This is a genomic window from Enterobacter sp. HNDS-6 (genome assembly GCF_039850505.1).
Lineage (GTDB): Bacteria > Pseudomonadota > Gammaproteobacteria > Enterobacterales > Enterobacteriaceae > Enterobacter > Enterobacter kobei.
Genome location: NZ_CP156673.1, coordinates 3,708,694 through 3,728,094 on the forward strand (window position 1 = coordinate 3,708,694; position 19,401 = coordinate 3,728,094).

Here is a 19,401-nt window from a genome sequence, read left to right on the forward strand (position 1 = left end):
TTGCTTAATCCATGAGCCAGTAGCTGAACAAAGCAGTGATTATGTTGTCGGATTGCCTGAGTTTCCATTAAAATGGATCGGATCGATATAAGCACACAAAGGGGGAAGTGCTTACTTATTATGAAACATAAACCACAGATGATGAAAATGCGTTGGGTGGGTGCTGCAGTCGTGTTATCACTGTATACCTCATCGGCACTGGCCTTTAACATCGACGATGTCGCAAAACAGGCAAAATCGATGGCAGGCAAGAGCTACGAAGCGCCGAAAAGTAACTTGCCCTCCGTTTTCCGCGACATGAAGTATGCGGACTATCAGCAGATCCAGTTCAATCACGATAAAGCGTACTGGAACAACATTAAAACCCCGTTCAAGCTTGAATTTTATCATCAGGGTATGTACTTCGACACGCCTGTTGCCATCAATGAAGTGACGGCGACCGCGGTACGTAAGATCAAGTACAGCCCGGATTACTTCAATTTTGGCAATGTGCAACACGACAAAGATACGGTGAAAGACCTGGGCTTCGCAGGCTTCAAGGTGCTTTACCCGATTAACAGCAAAGATAAAAACGACGAAATCGTCAGCATGCTTGGCGCCAGCTACTTCCGCGTGATTGGCGCGGGGCAGGTGTACGGGCTTTCTGCGCGTGGTCTGGCCATTGATACCGCGCTGCCATCAGGGGAAGAGTTTCCGCGTTTCCGCGAGTTCTGGATTGAACGTCCAAAACCAACGGACAAACGTCTGACTATTTATGCGCTGCTGGACTCTCCGCGCGCAACCGGTGCCTATCGCTTTGTGATTATGCCGGGTCGTGACACGGTCGTTGACGTGCAGTCTAAAGTCTATCTGCGTGACAAAGTGGGCAAACTGGGCGTTGCGCCGCTTACCAGTATGTTCCTGTTTGGGCCAAACCAGCCGTCGCCGGCAACCAACTTCCGCCCGGAACTGCATGACTCCAATGGTCTGTCTATTCATGCCGGTAACGGTGAGTGGATCTGGCGTCCGCTGAATAATCCGAAACATCTGGCAGTAAGCAGCTTTGCGATGGAAAACCCGCAGGGCTTTGGCCTGCTGCAGCGTGGCCGTCAGTTCTCTCGCTTCGAAGATTTGGACGATCGTTATGACCTGCGTCCAAGCGCTTGGGTTACGCCGAAAGGCGACTGGGGTAAAGGCAAGGTAGAGCTGGTTGAAATTCCAACCAACGACGAAACCAACGATAACATCGTCGCTTACTGGACGCCGGATCAACTGCCGGAAGCCGGCAAAGAGATGAACTTCAAGTACACCATTACCTTCAGCCGCGACGAAGATAAGCTGCATGCGCCGGATAACGCGTATGTGATGCAGACTCGCCGCTCAACGGGTGATGTGAAGCAGTCTAACCTTATCCGTCAGCCTGACGGTACCGTGGCGTTTGTCGTGGACTTCACAGGCCAGGATATGAAGAAACTGTCTCCGGATACGGCGGTGTCGGCTCAGGCCAGCATTGGTGATAACGGTGAAATCGTTGAAAACACGGTGCGTTACAATCCGGTAACCAAAGGCTGGCGTCTGACCCTGCGCGTGAAAGTGAAAGATCCGAAACAGACCACTGAAATGCGTGCTGCGCTGGTCAGTGACGATCAGCCGCTGAGTGAAACCTGGAGCTATCAGCTACCTGCCAATGAATAATACATCTGAATATATTGATGCCATGCCGCTGACGGATATCGAAAAAGCGGCGCTGCCTAAGAGCGACATCCGCGCGGTTCACACCGCGCTGGATGGTGAACATCGTCAGTTTTCCCGTGATGATGATACGCCGCTGGGGTCAGTAAAAGCGCGTCTGGAGCAGGCATGGCCAGACTCGCTGGCAGAAGGGCAGTTGATTAAAGACGACGAAGGACGCGATCAGCTTCAGGCGATGCCGAAGGCGACGCGTTCCTCTATGTTCCCCGATCCATGGCGCACCAACCCGGTTGGCCGCTTCTGGGATCGCCTGCGTGGGCGTGATGTGACGCCGCGCTATCTGTCACGCCTGACGAAAGAAGAGCAGGCCTCTGAGCAGAAATGGCGTACCGTGGGGACTATTCGCCGTTACATCCTGCTGCTTCTGACGCTGGCACAAACGGTTGTCGCGACCTGGTACATGAAAACCATTCTGCCTTACCAGGGCTGGGCGTTTATTAACCCAACGGACATGATGGGCCAGGATCTCTGGGTCTCCTTCATGCAGCTACTGCCTTATATCCTGCAAAGCGGCATCCTCCTGCTGTTTGCAGTTCTGTTCTGCTGGGTTTCGGCCGGTTTCTGGACCGCGCTAATGGGCTTCCTGCAATTGCTGATGGGGCGGGACAAATACAGCATTTCAGCGTCAACGGTCGGGGATGAACCCCTCAATCCTGAGCACCGTACCGCGCTGATTATGCCTATTTGTAACGAAGACGTTGACCGCGTATTTGCGGGCCTGCGTGCGACCTGGGAGTCCGTCAAGGCGACCGGCAACGCGGCGCATTTCGACGTCTATATTCTGAGCGACAGTTACAACCCGGATATCTGCGTTGCAGAACAAAAAGCGTGGATGGAGCTGATTGCAGAAGTGCAGGGCGAAGGCCAGATCTTCTACCGTCGTCGTCGCCGTCGTGTGAAGCGTAAAAGCGGTAACATCGATGACTTCTGCCGTCGCTGGGGTAACCAGTACAGCTACATGGTGGTGCTGGATGCGGACTCCGTCATGAGCGGTGACTGCCTGAGCGGTCTGGTGCGTCTGATGGAAGCCAACCCGAACGCGGGGATCATTCAGTCTTCGCCAAAAGCGTCCGGTATGGACACGCTTTATGCGCGCTGCCAGCAGTTTGCCACCCGTGTTTACGGGCCGCTGTTTACTGCCGGTCTGCACTTCTGGCAGTTGGGTGAATCGCACTACTGGGGTCACAACGCCATTATTCGCGTGAAGCCGTTCATTGAACACTGTGCTCTGGCGCCGCTGCCAGGTGAGGGTTCGTTTGCCGGTTCTATTCTGTCGCATGACTTCGTGGAAGCTGCGCTGATGCGTCGTGCGGGCTGGGGCGTCTGGATTGCCTACGACCTCCCGGGATCGTACGAAGAGCTGCCACCGAACCTGCTGGATGAGCTCAAGCGTGACCGCCGCTGGTGTCACGGCAACCTGATGAACTTCCGCCTGTTCCTTGTCAAAGGGATGCACCCGGTTCACCGCGCGGTGTTCCTGACGGGCGTGATGTCTTATCTCTCTGCACCGCTGTGGTTCATGTTCCTTGCGCTCTCTACTGCATTGCAGGTCGTCCATGCTTTGACGGAGCCGCAATACTTCCTGCAACCGCGCCAGCTGTTCCCGGTGTGGCCGCAGTGGCGTCCGGAGCTGGCAATTGCGCTGTTTGCGTCTACCATGGTGCTGCTGTTCCTGCCTAAGCTGCTCAGTATCATCCTGATCTGGTGCAAAGGTTCGAAAGAGTACGGCGGTTTCTTCCGCGTGACCCTTTCACTGCTGCTGGAAGTGCTGTTCTCTGTGCTGCTGGCACCGGTGCGTATGCTGTTCCACACCGTGTTTGTGGTCAGTGCGTTCCTGGGCTGGGAAGTGGTCTGGAACTCACCGCAGCGTGATGACGACTCCACGCCGTGGGGCGAAGCCTTCATGCGTCACGGTTCTCAGCTGCTGCTGGGTCTCGTGTGGGCGGCGGGCATGGCCTGGCTGGATCTGCGCTTCCTGTTCTGGCTGGCGCCGATTGTCTTCTCGCTGATCCTGTCGCCGTTCGTCTCTGTGATCTCCAGCCGTTCAACGGTGGGACTGCGGACTAAACGCTGGAAACTGTTCCTGATCCCGGAAGAGTACTCCCCGCCGAAGGTGCTGGTGGATACCGATACCTATCTGGAGCAGAACCGCAATCGCACGCTGGATGATGGCTTTATGCACGCCGTGTTTAACCCGTCATTTAACGCCCTGGCAACAGCCATGGCGACGGCGCGTCACCGTGCAAGTCATGTGCTGGAGATTGCCCGCGATCGTCACGTTGAGCAGGCGCTTAACGAGACGCCGGAAAAACTCAACCGCGACCGTCGTCTGGTGCTGCTGAGCGATCCGGTCACGATGGCAAGGCTTCACTATCGCGTATGGTCCGCTCCGGAAAAGTATTCTTCGTGGGTGAACTACTACAAAGACGTGAAGCTGAATCCGCTTGCACTGAAGGCGAAGTAAGTTGTTAACCAGGGCGGGTAAGCGTAGCGCCACCCGCCAGATAAAAATACCGGCTTAATCGCCGGTATTTTTTTAGAGGTAACTTATGAGAATAATCATCGTCGTCCTGATGGCATGCCTGCTTAGCGGCTGCGGCAGCATCATCAGCCGCACTATTCCAGGGCAGGGCCATGGGAATCAGTATTACCCGGGTGTGAAATGGGATGTGCGTGATTCCGCGTGGCGCTACCTGACCGTGCTCGATCTGCCGTTTTCGCTGATTTTCGACACGCTGTTGCTGCCCATCGATGCCAGCCACGGCCCGTACGAGTAGCGTAAATCAACGCTCGTCCCACTCATCGGCTGCGGTTTGACCTTCTTCCGTATCCAGCGGGGGTTCGAGCTGAAATTCGCCCTCATCCCACTCGTGCAGGGTGTTCTCTTCCAGCCACTCCTGCCGTAACTCGATTTCGTCATAATCACCATCAAAGACGGCCTGCGCGCCTTCACCGCTCAGGACCGGCAAACATTCCCCTTCTTCACCTTCATCAGCAAAGAATTCGGCCTGCCACATAATATCCCCGTCCTGCAGAACGTATTTTTGGATATTAAGTTGTTGCACGTCAGCATCTTCTTCCTCAACACCGGGATTGTCGGCGAGGAACTCTTCGCGAGCGGCATCAATAGCTTCTTCCAGCGTGGCGTACATGGTCATTGGTGTCTCCCTGTTTTCCAGAAGGTTTCAGGGAAAGAATAGCTGAAGATCGGATTCTGCAAGTATGAATGCGAAAATAAGCCGTCAGGCTTTCGCCTTATTCTGTCGTGGGGCGTAACGCGCGGGATAAACTCAACCACGAATACATCGCGTTGAACAACACCACGCCCGCCGTCACGATAAAGACGGCGCGGAAACCAAAGCTGGCGGATATACCTGCACCGAGAAGCGGTCCGGTCACATTACCAATATCGCGAAATGACTGGTTATAGCTAAAAATACGCCCCGCAATCTGGTTCGTGGAGTTGTAAACCAGCAGGGTCTGTACGGCGGGCAGTAACGCCCCGTCGGCGGCGCCCAGTAAAAAGCGCAGAACCCCCAGTTGCCACGGAGAGTGCACCATCGACATGGGGACAAGCAGCAGGACGGAGATCACCAGCGCGCAGATCAGAATTTTTTCCGGGCCCACCCGATCCCCCAGCTTGCCCAGCCTCGGGGCGCTAAGCAGCGCCGCCACGCCGGGCACGGAGGCAATCAGCCCGCTGATAAAGGCGATGTTACTGACATCACCCGCCAGGTCACGCACGTAGAGCGTCAGAATTGGCGCAATCGAGCCGGTAGCGACCTGAATAATCATTGTCGTGACGAACAGGCTCAGCACCAGTCTGGGATTCTTAAGCGAGGTCAGCACGTCTCTGGCATGGAGCATCTCTTTTTTGGCGACAGGCGTGAAGTTCTCACGGATACAGAGCAGAGTGACGATAAAGCACAGGAACAGCACGCTGGCGGTGATGAAAAAGACCGGGCGCAGGCCGTAATTATCCGCCAGCAGTCCTCCGGCCAGTGGCCCCAGCAAGGCGCCACTTACGCCACCGGTGGAGAGCGTCCCAAGCGCCCAGCCGCTCTTATGGCGCGGAATTTGCGTGGCAATCAGGGCATTCGCATTGGGAATAAATCCGCCCAGTAAACCCAGCAATGCCCGCAATACCAGGAACTGCCAGACGTTTTGCGCGACCCCCATCAGCGCCATGATGATGGCCATCCCCAGCGCAGAACGTAGCAGCATAATTTTTCGGCCCTTGCGATCGGCAAGGCCACCCCAGAAGGGTGAGGCAATCGCGGAGAAGAGAAACGTAATGCTGAAGACCAGTCCAGACCACATATTGAGCGCGCTGTGGCCCGTCACGCCCAGTTGTTCGACGTAGAGCGGCAGGAAAGGCATAACCAGGCTGAACGCCGCACCGGTAAGAAAACAGCCAAGCCACGCAACCGTGAGGTTACGTTTCCAGTTTATGGGGGCATCTGAGGGTGACATAACATTCCGCATAATGAGGTGCTGAGCACCTGAGGCATAAAGTAATAAGCCTGCTAATTATGCGCCTGGGTTATGATTGCCGCAATGCGGAAGCGCTTTTAAAGCTAAAACAGGAGGCGGCCCGAATGGGGCCGCATGAGGATCAATAGCGGGACGGTGTGCCCTGTGGTCGCGTTTTAAAGCGGCGATGCAGCCACATATACTGCTCAGGGGCCAGCATGATGCACTTCTCTACAACGCTGTTCATCCAGCGCGCGGTGGTTTCTGCATCGTCTAACGGCGGCGCGAGCTCCGGTTCGAGCATCATCAGCTCGTAGCCTGAGCCATCCGGCATACGGCGGGGCACAAAGGGGACGATGGCGGCTTTGGACATCCGTGCCAGCATCCAGGTGCCGGTGGTGGTGGCCGCCTCTTCAACGGCGAAGAACGGCACAAATACGCTCGACTGCGGGCCGTAGTCGTGGTCGGGAGCATACCAGACCACTTCACCGGATTTAAGGGCGCGGATCATGCCCTTCAGATCCTTACGGTCGATCATGCTTTTATTGGAGCGCATGCGGCCGTTGGTCTGAATGAGATCGATAACCGGGTTGTCGTTTGGACGATAAACACCGATGCCGGGCGCCTGCATGCCAAACATCCGCGCCCCGATCTCCAGCGTCAGAAAATGAACCCCGATCAGCAGAACGCCGGTCTGGTTAGCCTGAAGCGTATGCACGGGCTCCATGCCGGTTCCCGTCACTTTGCTCCAGCGCGCCATGCGCTTATCTGACCAGAACCACGCCATACCGGTTTCCATGAGCCCCATACCGACGGATTCGAAATTCTTCGTGACCATATCGTGGCGCTCTGCCTCGCTCATCTGCGGGAAGCACAGCTCAAGATTTCGGTACGCGATGCGCGCCCGACGCTTCATGAACGTTAGCGCGATTCGGCCTAACGATTTACCTAACCGGAAGATAACAGGGTAGGGAAGCTGTACCAGTAGCCATAAAAAGCCAATGCCAAGCCAGGTCATCCAATAGCGAGGGTGCAAAAGGGCGACGGTAAATTTGGGTAACTGGGTCATGTCTTTCCTGTGTTCAAACGTCCTGTTTCGCTATTGTCGCATTTTTTGAGACGTTGCCAAAATATCTGCCAACGAAACCTGTACGACGAGAGCAATTGTTAAACCTGATTAATCAGGGTGTGTGAAATGTAGCGTAAATTGTGTGGATGTAAATTGGTTTTGTTTGCTATATGATGCCGACCGATTTTTCATTCTCTCTAACGATTCCAGGACTGTACACCATGCCAGTGTTACACAACCGCGTGTCGAATGAGATGTTAAGAGCGCGTATGTTGGCTGAAACCGAACCGCGCACAACCATCTCTTTCTATAAATACTTCACGATCGACGATCCGCAGGCGACCCGCGATGCGCTTTATCAGGCTTTCACAGCCCTGAACGTTTTCGGGCGCGTCTACCTTGCCCGCGAAGGCATCAACGCGCAGATTAGCGTACCGGAAAGCAAAGTCAGCGCTTTCCGCGAGTGTCTTTATCGCTTCGACCCCGCTCTCGACGGCTTACGCCTGAACATTGCCCTGGACGATGACGGGAAATCCTTCTGGGTGCTGCGCATGAAGGTGCGTGAACGCATAGTGGCGGACGGTATTGACGATCCTGAATTTAACCCGGCGAACGTCGGTGAATATCTGAAGGCCGCGGAAGTGAATGCGATGCTGGACGATCCGGATGCCGTGTTCATTGATATGCGTAACCACTATGAATACGAAGTGGGGCATTTCGAGAACGCGATGGAAATCCCGGCCGATACCTTCCGCGAGCAACTGCCTAAAGCGGTTGAGATGATGCAGGAGCATAAAGATAAAAAAATCGTTATGTACTGCACCGGCGGCATCCGCTGCGAGAAGGCCAGTGCCTGGATGAAGCATAACGGCTTTAATAAGGTCTGGCACATTGAAGGCGGCATTATCGAGTACGCCCGCCGCGCCCGCGAGCAGGGTTTACCGGTGCGTTTTATCGGGAAAAACTTTGTCTTTGACGAGCGTATGGGTGAGCGTATTTCGGAAGACGTTATTGCCCAGTGCCACCAGTGCGGTGCGCCGTGCGATACCCATACCAACTGTAAAAACGACGGTTGCCATCTGCTCTTCATCCAGTGCCCTGCCTGTGCCGAGAAGTTTAACGGCTGCTGCAGTGAACTGTGCAGTGAAGAGAGTATTCTGCCGGAAGAAGAGCAGCGTCGGCGTCGTGCGGGACGAGAAAACGGCAATAAGATTTTTAATAAATCACGCGGCCGTCTGAATACCAAACTGGGTATTCCCGACCCGGAATGATAATAACGCCCGGCAGGCGAGATCCTGCCGGGCGAATCTATTATGACTTCTGCTGCACACCTTCAACAGAAATAACCAGCTCAACATCCTGAGACGCCGGACCCAAATCCGTTGTGATATTAAAATCTTTCAGGTGAATTTTTCCTGCCGCTTCAAAACCTGCGCGTTTACCCCCCCACGGATCGTCACCCTGGCCGATCAATTTTGCATCCAGAGTCACGGGTTTCGTAACGCCATTCAGGGTAAGATTACCGGTAATATTCAACTTATCACCGTCTTTTTTCACGTCCGTAGAGGTGAAAGTCGCTTTCGGGAATTTAGTGACGTTCAGGAACTCTGCGCTGCGCAGGTGTTTATCGCGCTCAGCATGATTGGTGTCAACGCTGTTGGTATTAATGGTCACATTGACTTTATCCACCGCAGGATTTTTCTCGTCAAAGGTGAATGTGCCGTCAAAATCTTTAAAGGTACCGTACAGCCAGCTGTATCCCAGATGCTGAATACGGAAATTGACGAACGCGTGCTGGCCCTCTTTATCAATTTTATAATCCGCCGCCACGGCGGAACCGGTGGTGAATAACAGAGAGCCCAGTGCGATACCAAGCAGGTGTTTTTTCATTTTATACTCCAGAGTCAACTGACGAGCGGCCAAGCATGCGCTTGAGCGTATCGTCTTTATCAATAAAGTGGTGTTTAAGGGCGGCAAGTCCGTGCAGCACGGACAGGATCACCACGCTCCAGGCAAGCCAGAGGTGGACCACCCCCGCCGTGTCGGCCTGAACCCCAGCATCACTGAGCGTTGCTGGCACCTCGAACAGACCAAAAACGCTGATCGGCTTGCCGTCTGCCGTCGAAATGAGATAGCCGCTGATCAGAATGGCGAAGAGCAGCGCATAAAGCGCAATATGCGCGGCGACAGCACTGAAACGGGTTAATTTACTGTGGGTCTTTGGTGCTGCAGGTGGCGGGGAGATATGTCGCCATATCACGCGGAAAATCAGCCCCAGCATCAGCAAAACGCCGATGCTTTTATGCAACTCCGGCGCCTGGTGATACCAGCCGTCGTAATAGCTGAGCGTGACCATCCAGAGTCCAAGCCCGAACATGCCATAGACGGCAATGGCAAATATCCAGTGCAAACTTATGGATATTATTCCGTAGCGCCGGGAGGAGTTACGCAATTGCATCAGAATGTCCATTTTCAAATTAACCGAAACGTAAAAATGAACGGGAAGGCAAGATATTGCAACTGAAATAAGAGTATATGGATTTTTATTTTATTTATTTCAGCAATTTTGACAAGGAACCGCAAAGGTAATTCAAAGGCTTCGTGCAAGGCGGAATAAGCAGGGGGAAAGAGATTAAATAAACATAAAGTAACGTCAATAAATGTCAGTCAACGCTTTCAATAAAATACAATGTAAATAAAATCAACGATCGCAAGTAGTGCCCACAGTAAGATATAGAGCATAAAATGTTCGCGAATATTATTGACGAGAAAACTCACGATTCTGCGCATAATGCCCCATGATTCACCGTAAAGAAAACGGGCCCCGAACTGTCCGGAGCCCATAGCGATTATCCGTTAAAACGCGCGAGTGAGAAGGGCGTCAGATCAAACTGAGGCGTGATACCCTGAGCAAATTGCGCGGCGATTTCACCCAGCACGGAAGCGAACTTAAATCCGTGTCCGCTCAGCCCGGTAATGAGCAGGGTGTTGTCATGTCCTGGCAGCGTATCAATGATAAAGTCTTCATCTGGCGTGTTGTCGTAGGTGCAGGCCGCGCCGTAGAGCAGGCCACCCACGCCCGGGAGAATATTGCGCAGGAACGAGAAGGCTTCTGAACCATCCTGCGGACAAGCACCAAACGGTTTACGCTCGTCAGGTGAGGAGATAACTTGCCCCCCGTTGTGTTTTCCAATCTTGAGCGCGTCTTTTTCGGAAGGGAAACCGTAGAACTGATCGCCATTGGGCAACTCGCCGGTGAACGCCGGGAATTTATTCTGGGCACTGTAGCGACCATCCGACTGGAACCACGAAAAGACCTTACGCACGGGCTGGATTGGCAGGTCTGGCAGCAGGCGGGTGACCCAGGTTCCTGCGCTGATAAGCAAACGAGACGCCGAATATTCACCGTCCAGAGTCGTTACCGTCACGCCATCTGCGTTATGCGTGATGGCCTCCACCGGACAGTTGAACAGCTGCGCACAGCCCGCTTTGGCGGCAAGGTCGATCCAGGTTTTGATGGCGGTTTCACAGTGCAACACCCCGGAGTTGGCTTCAAAGAGGCCAATATAATCGTCCGGGACGGTAATTTCTGGCCAGCGCGCGGTGATAGCCGACGCGTCCAGCTTCTCAACCTCCAGATTAAAGGCCTTTGCGCTGCGTTCCACATTAGCCAGAAATTCCGAACGGGCCGGGCCAAGATTGATGACGCCCGTGCGTTCGAAAATGCGCTCTTCAGTCTCTTTAGCCAGCGCGTCCCACAGCGTCTGGGCACGAAGCACCAGCGGAACATAGCGTTCCCCCTCGCCATAGGCATGGCGAATGAGACGAGTGTCGCCGTGGTGGCTACCTTCGCTATGGGGCGGCAGGTGAGAGTCAATCATCAGGACATTGAGTCCTGCCTGTGTCGCGTAATACCCGGCGGCCGATCCTACGGAGCCACTGCCAATAATGATTAGGTCATATCTCATATGCATCTCGTCACGTACGTTTTTTTTAGCAGAGTAATTAACAAAGCGGGTGCAAACAAGCGGGAAATAAATAAGGCACCGCGTGGGTGCCTGTTGAAAGAAAAGTGAGCATTCGGTTAGTGCCGTTTATACTCATTTTCCTGATAGTCGCCAGATTCTATTTTTGCAATTCCTGCCTCTAAAATAGAAATAAACTGACGGGCGACGTCTGTCGTAAGCCACAGCGTCTGTCCAACTTCCGCTTCTTCACGGTTCAGCTGATTTGGGGTCTGGTAGTGCAAACGCAGCATCAGTGCATCGTAGCTGTCTACGGTACTGATATCCCAGCCAACGAGTGGGTGGGTCTGGATGACTTCGCTATTCTTTTCCATTATAACCCCCATAATGCGTGTTAGAAGACAACGACTTCGAGGTTCAATGCATGTTTTTCTGAAAGCAACTTCAGTATACAAGTAATAAGGGTTCCTAAGGGAAAAATAAACAGCTAGCAACACATTTTTCTGCTTTTTAGGATTGTTCGAGCAATAAAACACCATCTTGTTCACGATTTTTAAAGAAGTTGCCGAATTATTTTGAACTTTCTGGAATTTCAGGCAAAAAAAAGCCGGGGCGACCCGGCAAAAAACACAATGAGGGAGCAGTGTTAATCTGTGATGAACCAGTCGTCAGCGCTCTCCCACGTTTCCTGCAGGATTTCGCTGATGCGATCTTTATCTTCTTTTGCACCGCCAATGACGGAAAGGTTGTTCGCCGCGGCGTAACGAACAGTGACGGCGCCTGCATTGTCGGGGAAGGTGTTATGAATACGACGGGATAATTCGCCTGCCAGTGCGTCAAGCGCGCCAGCAGGCAGAACGGTAGTTTTGGCTATGGTGACTTCAATACGCATAAATGCCCCCTGTGTAATATACTGTTTATTTATACAGGCATATTGTTCGTTTGACAACAAGGAGCGTTGATTTTTTAGCGTTTTACCGTCCAGTTGACAGTTTCGCCTGCCAGGAAGGGGATCAGCGTATCATCCATCAGGGCAATGGACGCCTCCACCTGGCTCGCTTTGCGCTCCAGTTCAATGAACGTGTCATTGACCGGCAGGCCGTAAAAACGCGGGCCGTTGAGGGAGCAGAACGCTTCGAAATGTTCCAGCGCGTCCATCTCTTCAAATACCGTTGCATAGCTGGCAAGGGCCGTAGGGGCGTTGAAACAGCCTGCGCAGCCGCAGCTCGCCTCTTTACGATGGCGGGCGTGAGGCGCGGAGTCTGTGCCGAGGAAAGCGCGTGAGAAACCGCTGGCAACCAGTTCGCGCAGCGCCTGCTGGTGAACGTTGCGCTTAAGGATCGGCAGGCAGTACAGGTGAGGGCGTACCCCGCCTACCAGCATGTGGTTACGGTTAAACATCAGATGCTGTGGGGTGATGGTGGCGGCAATCAACTCGTTGCCGTCACGCACATATTCTGCGGCGTCTTTGGTGGTGATATGTTCAAAGACCACTTTAAGCGCAGGCAGGCGCTGACGCAGCGGTTCCATCACGGTCTCGATAAAGCGGGCTTCACGGTCGAAGATATCAATCTCGGCATGCGTGACTTCGCCGTGTACCAGCAACGGCATGCCCAGTTTCTGCATACGTTCCAGCACCGGCATGATGGCATCAATGCTGGTGACGCCGTGGCTGGAGTTGGTGGTGGCGTTTGCAGGATAGAGTTTCGCCGCCGTAAAAACGCCTTCGTTAAACCCGCGCTCAACTTCGTCCGGATCGAGAGTATCGGTCAGATAGCAGGTCATCAGCGGGGTGAAATCATGTCCAGCCGGGACGGCATCCAGAATGCGCTGGCGGTAGGCAATCGCGGCATCGACGGTGGTGACTGGCGGAACCAGGTTTGGCATGACAATCGCGCGGCCATAAATTTCACTGGTATAAGGCACGACGGTTTTCAGCATATCGCCATCGCGCAGATGGATATGCCAGTCGTCAGGGCGGCGGATTTTAAGAACCTGGGGTTGTGCAGTCATGGAAGCTCCGGCTTGTCAGGAATCAGTCATAAGGATGGCTGTTTTTGCCGGACACAAATCATAAGCGGAAACGTTTTCGTTTGCACACTTTTCCGTAAAAAAAAGGGCGCCGCAGCGCCCTTCAGGTTAATCGGTGAAAGGAATGATGATTTCTCCCGGTTTCACCTCTATCACTTTTGCGTATTTTTTCGCAAGGGCTTCACCCTTACTTTTGTCTTCGCTCAAGACATACGCCGGTTGCTGATTGAAATAGTTACGCAGTGACTGGTTCAGATAGGGCATCAGGGTTTGCAGAACCGGTGCCATCTTGTCCGGTGAAACCTGCGCATCGACCACTTCCATCTCCTGCAGGAAAATCGCGCCCTTCTCTTTGTTGAAAACCGGAAGTGCCTTCAGCTTGAGCTTGATGTTGGCTTTCTGGTTGCCAAAAAGGGAGGTCATATCAAGGCTGGCATCCCCGGCGAGGGTGACTTTATTGGGCTCTTCACGACCAATCTGGCTGGTGAGATTGGTGAGAATGATATGCGCATCGGCAAGGCCTGGCACACCAATGTCTTTGGAGAAATTGTTATGTTTTTCCAGCGCCTGATTAATTTCCTGTTCACTGACGGTGTATTGCGTAAGCTGATTGCAGCCCACCAGCAGGCCGCTAACGATAAATGCGGCGGCAATGACAATTTTCTTCATGGTGTTCCTCAACGAAAAATCGGCGCTTCTGTCCTGTAGCGTCAGTATGTCAGTGTGAAATGGCAGAAACCAGCAGAAAATACTGAGAAGTGAGGCGGGAGAGTTCTCCCGCCAACGAGAAGGATTATGCGCCGGGCTCGAGCATACCGCTCGCGCTGCGCTTCTGGCTGAACTGCCACCAGAGGGCCAGTAACGTCATAAAGCCCACTGCGCCGAGCATCATCCACGGCAGTTCCGGTTGATTCAGCGCTTTACCGGCATCGAACAGCCAGCCGCCGCCGGTGTAGCCTAACGCGCCACCAAAGGCCAGACCGAGTCGGCTGAATCCCATATAGCTGCCGCGGGCACGCGCGTCCGCAAGCGAGGCGCTCAGCGTTTCCCGGGCGGGCTCGGCGATGATGGAGCCGATATAGAAGGTGCAAATCAGCGTAAACAGCTGCTGGAGCGAGCTCACCAGACCGATCGGCATCATGCTCAGCGTCATCAGAAACAGCCCGGCCATCAGGCGATGTTCCAGGCGAAAACGCCGTTCGCTCCAGCGGGCGATGGGGTAGAGCAGCGTCAGTGACAGGCAGGCTTCAATGGCGTACATCCATTTAACGGCAGCAGGCGTGCCCGCAATATCGTTTACCATGATCGGCAGCATCAGCATCACCTGCACGGCCAGCATGTAATACCCGGTCAGGGTCAATACGTAGGTGACAAAACGCTTGTCGCGAAGCACGCGACCTAGCCCTTCGCGCACCGGCGCTTTTACCGTCGACAGTTTCCAGGCGGGAAGATAGAGACCGTTAAACAGCGCGCACAGAATAAAGAGTACCGCCCCGGCCGCACAGACCAGACGGAAATCGTACTGCAGCAGCCAGCTTCCCAGCAATGCGCCAACCACCGCGCCGGCACTGTCCTGCATCATCAGAATGGAGAAGAAACGCCCCCGGTGCTGCGGGCGAATCAGCTTCACCACCAGCGCGGTACGGGGCGGGTCAAACAGCGTGCCGCCGATACCGGAGAGGAAGCAGGAAAACCAGAGCAGCCAGGGCTCGTGGGCTACGGCCATCGTGGCAAAGCCTGCCGCGCGGAGCAGCATACCGGTCACGATCATCGGTTTAGCGCCAAAGCGGTCAGCGATCGCGCCGCCAAAGACGCCCAGACCCTGCTGGACAAACTGACGCAGTCCCAGGGCAATACCGACCATTACCGCCGCCCAGCCCATTTGATCGACAAAGCGGATCGAGATGAGAGGGAACACGACAAAAAAGCCGAGCACGACCAGCATGTTATCGACTAACAGGAAATATTTACCCAGGCTCCTCGCCTGTGATACGCGGGACATTTTCCCTCCAGGGAAAATAAGAAGGTGAGCACGCTAACATTCTGCGGTGTCGCCACGTTTTTTCCCACCCCTGGACGCGACAATATTTTTTTATCAAAAGGGTGCTTTGATAGAGAGTTTTCATTGAAAAAGGTGAAAAGAGGTGAAAATGGTATGTCACTGTTTTCACAGACGGCACGGGCGCAGGTATAGTAAAGCTAATGGGCAAGCTGAAGTGACGGGAAGGAGTGGTATTGATGTTTGGCTATCGCAGTAATGTGCCAAAAGTGCGTCTGACAACGGACCGGCTGGTCGTTCGTCTGGTGCATGAGCGTGATGCCTGGCGTCTGGCGGATTATTACGCCGAGAATCGCCAGTTTTTAAAACCCTGGGAACCCGTTCGGGATGAGAGCCATTGTTACCCCTCCGGCTGGCAGGCGCGCCTCAGCATGATTGCGGAATTTCATAAGCAGGGTAGCGCGTTTTATTTTGCGTTGCTGGATCCAGAAGAGAAAGAAATTATCGGGATCGCCAATTTCTCGAATGTGGTGCGCGGGTCGTTTCACGCCTGTTACCTTGGCTACTCCATCGGTCAGAAATGGCAGGGGCAGGGGCTGATGTACGAGGCGTTAACGGCGGCAATCCGCTATATGCAACGTACGCAACACATTCATCGCATTATGGCGAACTATATGCCGCATAATCAGCGCAGCGGAAATTTACTGGCGCGCTTAGGGTTCGAGAAAGAAGGTTACGCCAAAGACTATTTGTTGATAGACGGCGAGTGGCGTGACCACGTGCTGACGGCGTTAACCACCCGTGACTGGACTGCAGGTCGTTAAGGAGAAAAGATGAAGTATCAGCTAAACGGTACAGAAGCGCGCGTGATTGGGTGCTTACTCGAAAAACAGGTCACCACGCCGGAACAGTATCCGCTTTCTGTTAACGCCGTGACCATGGCCTGTAACCAAAAAACGAACCGTGAGCCGGTGATGAACCTCAGCGAGCATGACGTTCAGGACGTGCTGGATGCGCTGGTAAAACGCCACTATCTGCGCACCGTCAGCGGCTTCGGTAACCGCGTGACCAAATACGAACAGCGTTTCTGTAACTCCGAATTTGGCGACCTGAAGCTGAGCAGCGCCGAAGTGGCGGTCGTTACTACGCTGCTGTTGCGCGGGGCGCAGACGCCAGGGGAGCTGCGCACGCGTGCTTCCCGTATGCATGAGTTTAGCGACATGCAGGAAGTTGAGCAGACGCTGGAGGGGCTGGCCGCACGTGAAGATGGCCCGTACGTTGTCCGTCTGGCCCGCGAGCCGGGTAAACGTGAAAGCCGCTATATGCATCTCTTCTGCGGTGACGTTGATATTTCAGTTACGTCTCCTGTAACCGATATAACCGCTGGCGATGACGATTTGGTTGCCCGTGTGGAGGCTCTGGAAGGAGAGGTCGCCGGGTTGAAACAACGTCTGGATGCATTACTGGCACATTTGGGAGACTGACGGTGAAAAAATTACGCATTGGCGTCGTGGGGCTGGGCGGAATAGCGCAAAAAGCCTGGCTACCGGTTTTAGGGGCTGCGACCGACTGGACACTGCAAGGCGCATGGTCTCCTGGCCGTGAAAAAGCAGAGCGTATCTGCGCAACCTGGCGCATTCCGTATGCCGCCTCGCTGCAGGATCTGGCCCGCGAGTGTGACGCCGTCTTTGTGCATACCTCCACGGCCACCCACTATCAGGTGGTCAGCGAGCTGCTCAATGCGGGCGTCCACGTCTGCGTGGATAAACCGCTGGCGGAAAACGTACAGGACGCCGAACGCCTGATTGATCTGGCGGCGCGTAAAAACCTGACCCTGATGGTGGGGTTTAACCGCCGCTTTGCGCCGCTTTACCAGCAGCTGAAAGCGCAGTCCGGCAATATGGCTTCGCTGCGTATGGATAAGCATCGTACCGACAGCGTAGGGCCGAACGATCTGCGTTTTACCCTTCTTGATGATTATCTTCACGTGGTGGATACCGCGCTGTGGCTGAGCAACGGTAATGCACAGCTGAAAAGCGGCACCCTGGTCACTAACGAACGAGGGGAGATGGTGTACGCGGAACACCATTTTGCCGTTGAGCATCTTCAGATTACCACCAGTATGCACCGTCGCGCGGGCAGCCAGCGTGAGTTCGTTCAGGCCGTCACCGACGGTGCGCTGTATGACATTACCGATATGCGCGAGTGGCGCGAAGAGAAGGGCAATGGCGTTGTTACGCCTCCTGCACCCGGGTGGCAAAGTACGCTTGAGCAGCGTGGTTTCGCAGGATGTGCCCGTCACTTCATCACCTGTGTGCAAAATCAGACGGTTCCTGAAACGTCCGGCGAGCAGGCCATTCTGGCGCAGCGCATTGTGGAAAGACTCTGGCGCGATGCCATGAGTGAATAATTCGCTGTAACATCTGCCGATAGTAATTCGATGAAATCCGGTTAGACTAAGCGCCGCTTGTTGGCTTTGCCGGGTGGCGCTTACGCTAACCCGGCCTACAAATCCGTATGGTTCTGGAAATTCACGTTAATGAACTTATTAAAATCGCTGGCGGCAGTCAGCTCGATGACCATGTTTTCTCGCGTGCTGGGCTTTGCACGTGACGCGATTGTGGCAAGGGTTTTTGGTGCAGGAATGGCGACGGACGCCTTTTTCGTCGCGTTCAAATTGCCAAATCTGTTGCGTCGTATTTTTGCGGAAGGGGCATTTTCGCAGGCATTTGTGCCTATTCTCGCGGAATATAAAAGCAAGCAGGGCGAGGATGCGACCCGCGTTTTTGTCTCTTACGTCTCTGGGCTACTGACCCTGGCGCTGGCCGTGGTGACCGTTATCGGGATGCTGGCCGCGCCGTGGGTGATTCTGGTGACCGCCCCCGGTTTTGCCGATACGGCTGATAAATTTGCACTGACCTCGCAGCTGCTGCGCATTACCTTCCCCTATATTCTGCTGATCTCGCTGGCCTCGCTGGTGGGGGCGATACTGAACACCTGGAACCGTTTCTCCGTTCCGGCGTTTGCGCCGACGTTCCTTAACGTCAGCATGATCGGTTTTGCCCTGTTCGCCGCGCCGCATTTCAACCCACCGGTACTGGCGCTGGCCTGGGCGGTAACCGTGGGCGGCGTGCTGCAGCTGGCGTATCAGCTGCCGCACCTGAAGAAAATCGGTATGCTGGTGCTGCCGCGCATTAATCTCAAAGATGCCGGCGCGATGCGCGTGATTAAGCAGATGGGGCCCGCCATTCTTGGCGTCTCCGTCAGCCAGATCTCGCTTATCATCAACACCATCTTTGCCTCTTTCCTGGTGTCGGGCTCTGTGTCGTGGATGTACTACGCGGACCGTCTGATGGAGTTTCCATCCGGTGTGCTGGGCGTGGCGCTGGGGACCATCCTGCTGCCGTCGCTGTCAAAAAGCTTTGCCAGCGGCAACCATGATGAATACTGCCGCCTGATGGACTGGGGGTTACGTCTCTGCTTCCTGCTGGCATTGCCAAGTGCGGTGGCGCTGGGGATTCTGGCCAAGCCGCTGACGGTGTCCCTGTTCCAGTACGGTAAATTCACTGCCTTTGACGCCGCGATGACCCAGCGGGCGCTGATTGCCTACTCCGTCGGCTTGATGGGGCTGATTGTCGTCAAGGTGCTGGCTCCGGGGTTCTACTCGCGTCAGGACATTAAAACGCCGGTGAAAATTGCCATTGTGACGCTGATTATGACGCAGCTGATGAACCTGGCGTTTATCGGCCCGCTGAAGCATGCCGGTCTGTCGCTGTCTATTGGTCTGGCGGCCTGTCTGAATGCCGGGCTGTTGTACTGGCAACTGCGCAAGCAGGATATCTTTACGCCGCAGCCGGGCTGGGCGAGCTTCCTTGTGCGGTTGATTATTGCAGTACTGGTGATGTCTGCGGCATTACTCGGGATGATGCATATTATGCCAGAGTGGTCCCAGGGCACGATGCCTTATCGTCTGATGCGGCTGATGGCCGTGGTGGGCGTCGGGGTGGTAGCTTACTTTGCCACGCTCGCCGTACTGGGCTTCAAAGTGAAAGAGTTTGCCCGCCGTACGGCATAAACGCCAAAAGGGGAGTTCACCTTAGGGTGCTCCCCACTGCATGATTTGCCGCATATGC

General features: G+C 54.5%; 20 protein-coding genes. 8 read left to right on the plus strand and 12 right to left on the minus strand.

Features of this window, described 5'->3' with window-relative positions; translation table 11 throughout:
* Positions 1-120 precede the first annotated feature (120 nt).
* The 3 genes from mdoG to ABFI50_RS17320 all read left to right on the plus strand — a co-directional run bounded on the left by mdoG (position 121) and on the right by ABFI50_RS17320 (position 4,508).
* Positions 121-1,674, plus strand: a complete 1,554-nt coding sequence (mdoG, locus tag ABFI50_RS17310; protein ID WP_032628846.1) for a glucans biosynthesis protein MdoG — start codon at positions 121-123, stop codon at positions 1,672-1,674.
* Positions 1,667-4,195, plus strand: a complete 2,529-nt coding sequence (mdoH, locus tag ABFI50_RS17315) for a glucans biosynthesis glucosyltransferase MdoH (RefSeq protein WP_023338244.1) — start codon at positions 1,667-1,669, stop codon at positions 4,193-4,195. Before mdoG ends, mdoH begins: the two co-directional genes overlap by 8 nt.
* Before the next feature lie 85 nt (positions 4,196-4,280).
* Positions 4,281-4,508: a YceK/YidQ family lipoprotein gene (locus ABFI50_RS17320; protein WP_014883343.1), complete on the plus strand. Its 228-nt coding sequence runs from the start codon at positions 4,281-4,283 to the stop codon at positions 4,506-4,508.
* Positions 4,509-4,514: 6 nt separating this feature from the next.
* Here ABFI50_RS17320 and ABFI50_RS17325 read toward each other — a convergent pair whose 3' ends face one another.
* From ABFI50_RS17325 to ABFI50_RS17335, 3 genes are all read right to left on the minus strand, one after another.
* Complete coding sequence (locus ABFI50_RS17325; RefSeq protein ID WP_008500834.1) at positions 4,515-4,889, minus strand: MysB family protein; 375 nt, start codon at positions 4,887-4,889, stop codon at positions 4,515-4,517.
* A 97-nt stretch (positions 4,890-4,986) separates the two neighbouring features.
* Entirely contained in the window at positions 4,987-6,204 is a 1,218-nt protein-coding gene (gene mdtG, locus ABFI50_RS17330; protein WP_014883344.1) for a multidrug efflux MFS transporter MdtG, read from the minus strand.
* A gap of 142 nt (positions 6,205-6,346) precedes the next feature.
* Entirely contained in the window at positions 6,347-7,273 is a 927-nt protein-coding gene (locus ABFI50_RS17335) for a Kdo(2)-lipid IV(A) acyltransferase (protein WP_023332678.1), read from the minus strand.
* 221 nt (positions 7,274-7,494) lie between these two features.
* On the opposite strand from ABFI50_RS17335, the gene ABFI50_RS17340 reads away from it, so the two are divergent.
* Positions 7,495-8,544, plus strand: coding sequence for a rhodanese-related sulfurtransferase (locus tag ABFI50_RS17340; protein ID WP_014883346.1), 1,050 nt, complete (start codon positions 7,495-7,497; stop codon positions 8,542-8,544).
* 40 nt (positions 8,545-8,584) lie between these two features.
* Here the strand turns inward: ABFI50_RS17340 and ABFI50_RS17345 are convergent, their stop codons facing one another.
* From ABFI50_RS17345 to mdtH, 9 genes are all read right to left on the minus strand, one after another.
* Positions 8,585-9,163, minus strand: coding sequence for a YceI family protein (locus ABFI50_RS17345; protein ID WP_248196420.1), 579 nt, complete (start codon positions 9,161-9,163; stop codon positions 8,585-8,587).
* A 1-nt stretch (position 9,164) separates the two neighbouring features.
* Positions 9,165-9,731: a cytochrome b gene (locus ABFI50_RS17350; protein ID WP_014883348.1), complete on the minus strand. Its 567-nt coding sequence runs from the start codon at positions 9,729-9,731 to the stop codon at positions 9,165-9,167.
* A 218-nt stretch (positions 9,732-9,949) separates the two neighbouring features.
* Positions 9,950-10,063 (minus strand): YceO family protein, encoded by a 114-nt coding sequence (locus ABFI50_RS17355; protein WP_014883349.1) that lies wholly within the window; start codon positions 10,061-10,063, stop codon positions 9,950-9,952.
* 59 nt (positions 10,064-10,122) lie between these two features.
* Positions 10,123-11,241 carry an N-methyl-L-tryptophan oxidase gene (gene solA, locus ABFI50_RS17360; protein ID WP_256027085.1) on the minus strand — a complete coding sequence of 373 codons (1,119 nt, stop codon included), beginning with the start codon at positions 11,239-11,241 and terminating at the stop codon, positions 10,123-10,125.
* 116 nt (positions 11,242-11,357) lie between these two features.
* Positions 11,358-11,612: a biofilm formation regulator BssS gene (gene bssS, locus ABFI50_RS17365; protein WP_008500827.1), complete on the minus strand. Its 255-nt coding sequence runs from the start codon at positions 11,610-11,612 to the stop codon at positions 11,358-11,360.
* A 272-nt stretch (positions 11,613-11,884) separates the two neighbouring features.
* Positions 11,885-12,130: a DNA damage-inducible protein I gene (gene dinI, locus ABFI50_RS17370; protein WP_014883351.1), complete on the minus strand. Its 246-nt coding sequence runs from the start codon at positions 12,128-12,130 to the stop codon at positions 11,885-11,887.
* Between the two features lie 74 nt (positions 12,131-12,204).
* Positions 12,205-13,251, minus strand: coding sequence for a dihydroorotase (pyrC, locus tag ABFI50_RS17375; RefSeq protein ID WP_347484639.1), 1,047 nt, complete (start codon positions 13,249-13,251; stop codon positions 12,205-12,207).
* 126 nt (positions 13,252-13,377) lie between these two features.
* A complete protein-coding gene (locus tag ABFI50_RS17380; protein ID WP_347484641.1) occupies positions 13,378-13,938 on the minus strand; it encodes a lipoprotein in 561 nt (186 codons plus the stop codon).
* 124 nt (positions 13,939-14,062) lie between these two features.
* On the minus strand, positions 14,063-15,271 hold the full coding sequence (gene mdtH, locus ABFI50_RS17385; protein WP_014883354.1) for a multidrug efflux MFS transporter MdtH: 1,209 nt from the start codon (positions 15,269-15,271) through the stop codon (positions 14,063-14,065).
* A gap of 236 nt (positions 15,272-15,507) precedes the next feature.
* Between mdtH and rimJ the strand changes: the two genes are divergently transcribed.
* The 4 genes from rimJ to murJ all read left to right on the plus strand — a co-directional run bounded on the left by rimJ (position 15,508) and on the right by murJ (position 19,343).
* A complete protein-coding gene (gene rimJ, locus ABFI50_RS17390) occupies positions 15,508-16,092 on the plus strand; it encodes a ribosomal protein S5-alanine N-acetyltransferase (protein WP_014883355.1) in 585 nt (194 codons plus the stop codon).
* Between the two features lie 9 nt (positions 16,093-16,101).
* Entirely contained in the window at positions 16,102-16,752 is a 651-nt protein-coding gene (locus ABFI50_RS17395) for a YceH family protein (protein ID WP_071922382.1), read from the plus strand.
* A gap of 2 nt (positions 16,753-16,754) precedes the next feature.
* Positions 16,755-17,678 (plus strand): Gfo/Idh/MocA family oxidoreductase, encoded by a 924-nt coding sequence (locus ABFI50_RS17400; RefSeq protein ID WP_023332686.1) that lies wholly within the window; start codon positions 16,755-16,757, stop codon positions 17,676-17,678.
* A 129-nt stretch (positions 17,679-17,807) separates the two neighbouring features.
* On the plus strand, positions 17,808-19,343 hold the full coding sequence (gene murJ, locus ABFI50_RS17405; protein WP_014883358.1) for a murein biosynthesis integral membrane protein MurJ: 1,536 nt from the start codon (positions 17,808-17,810) through the stop codon (positions 19,341-19,343).
* Positions 19,344-19,401: the final 58 nt, after the last annotated feature.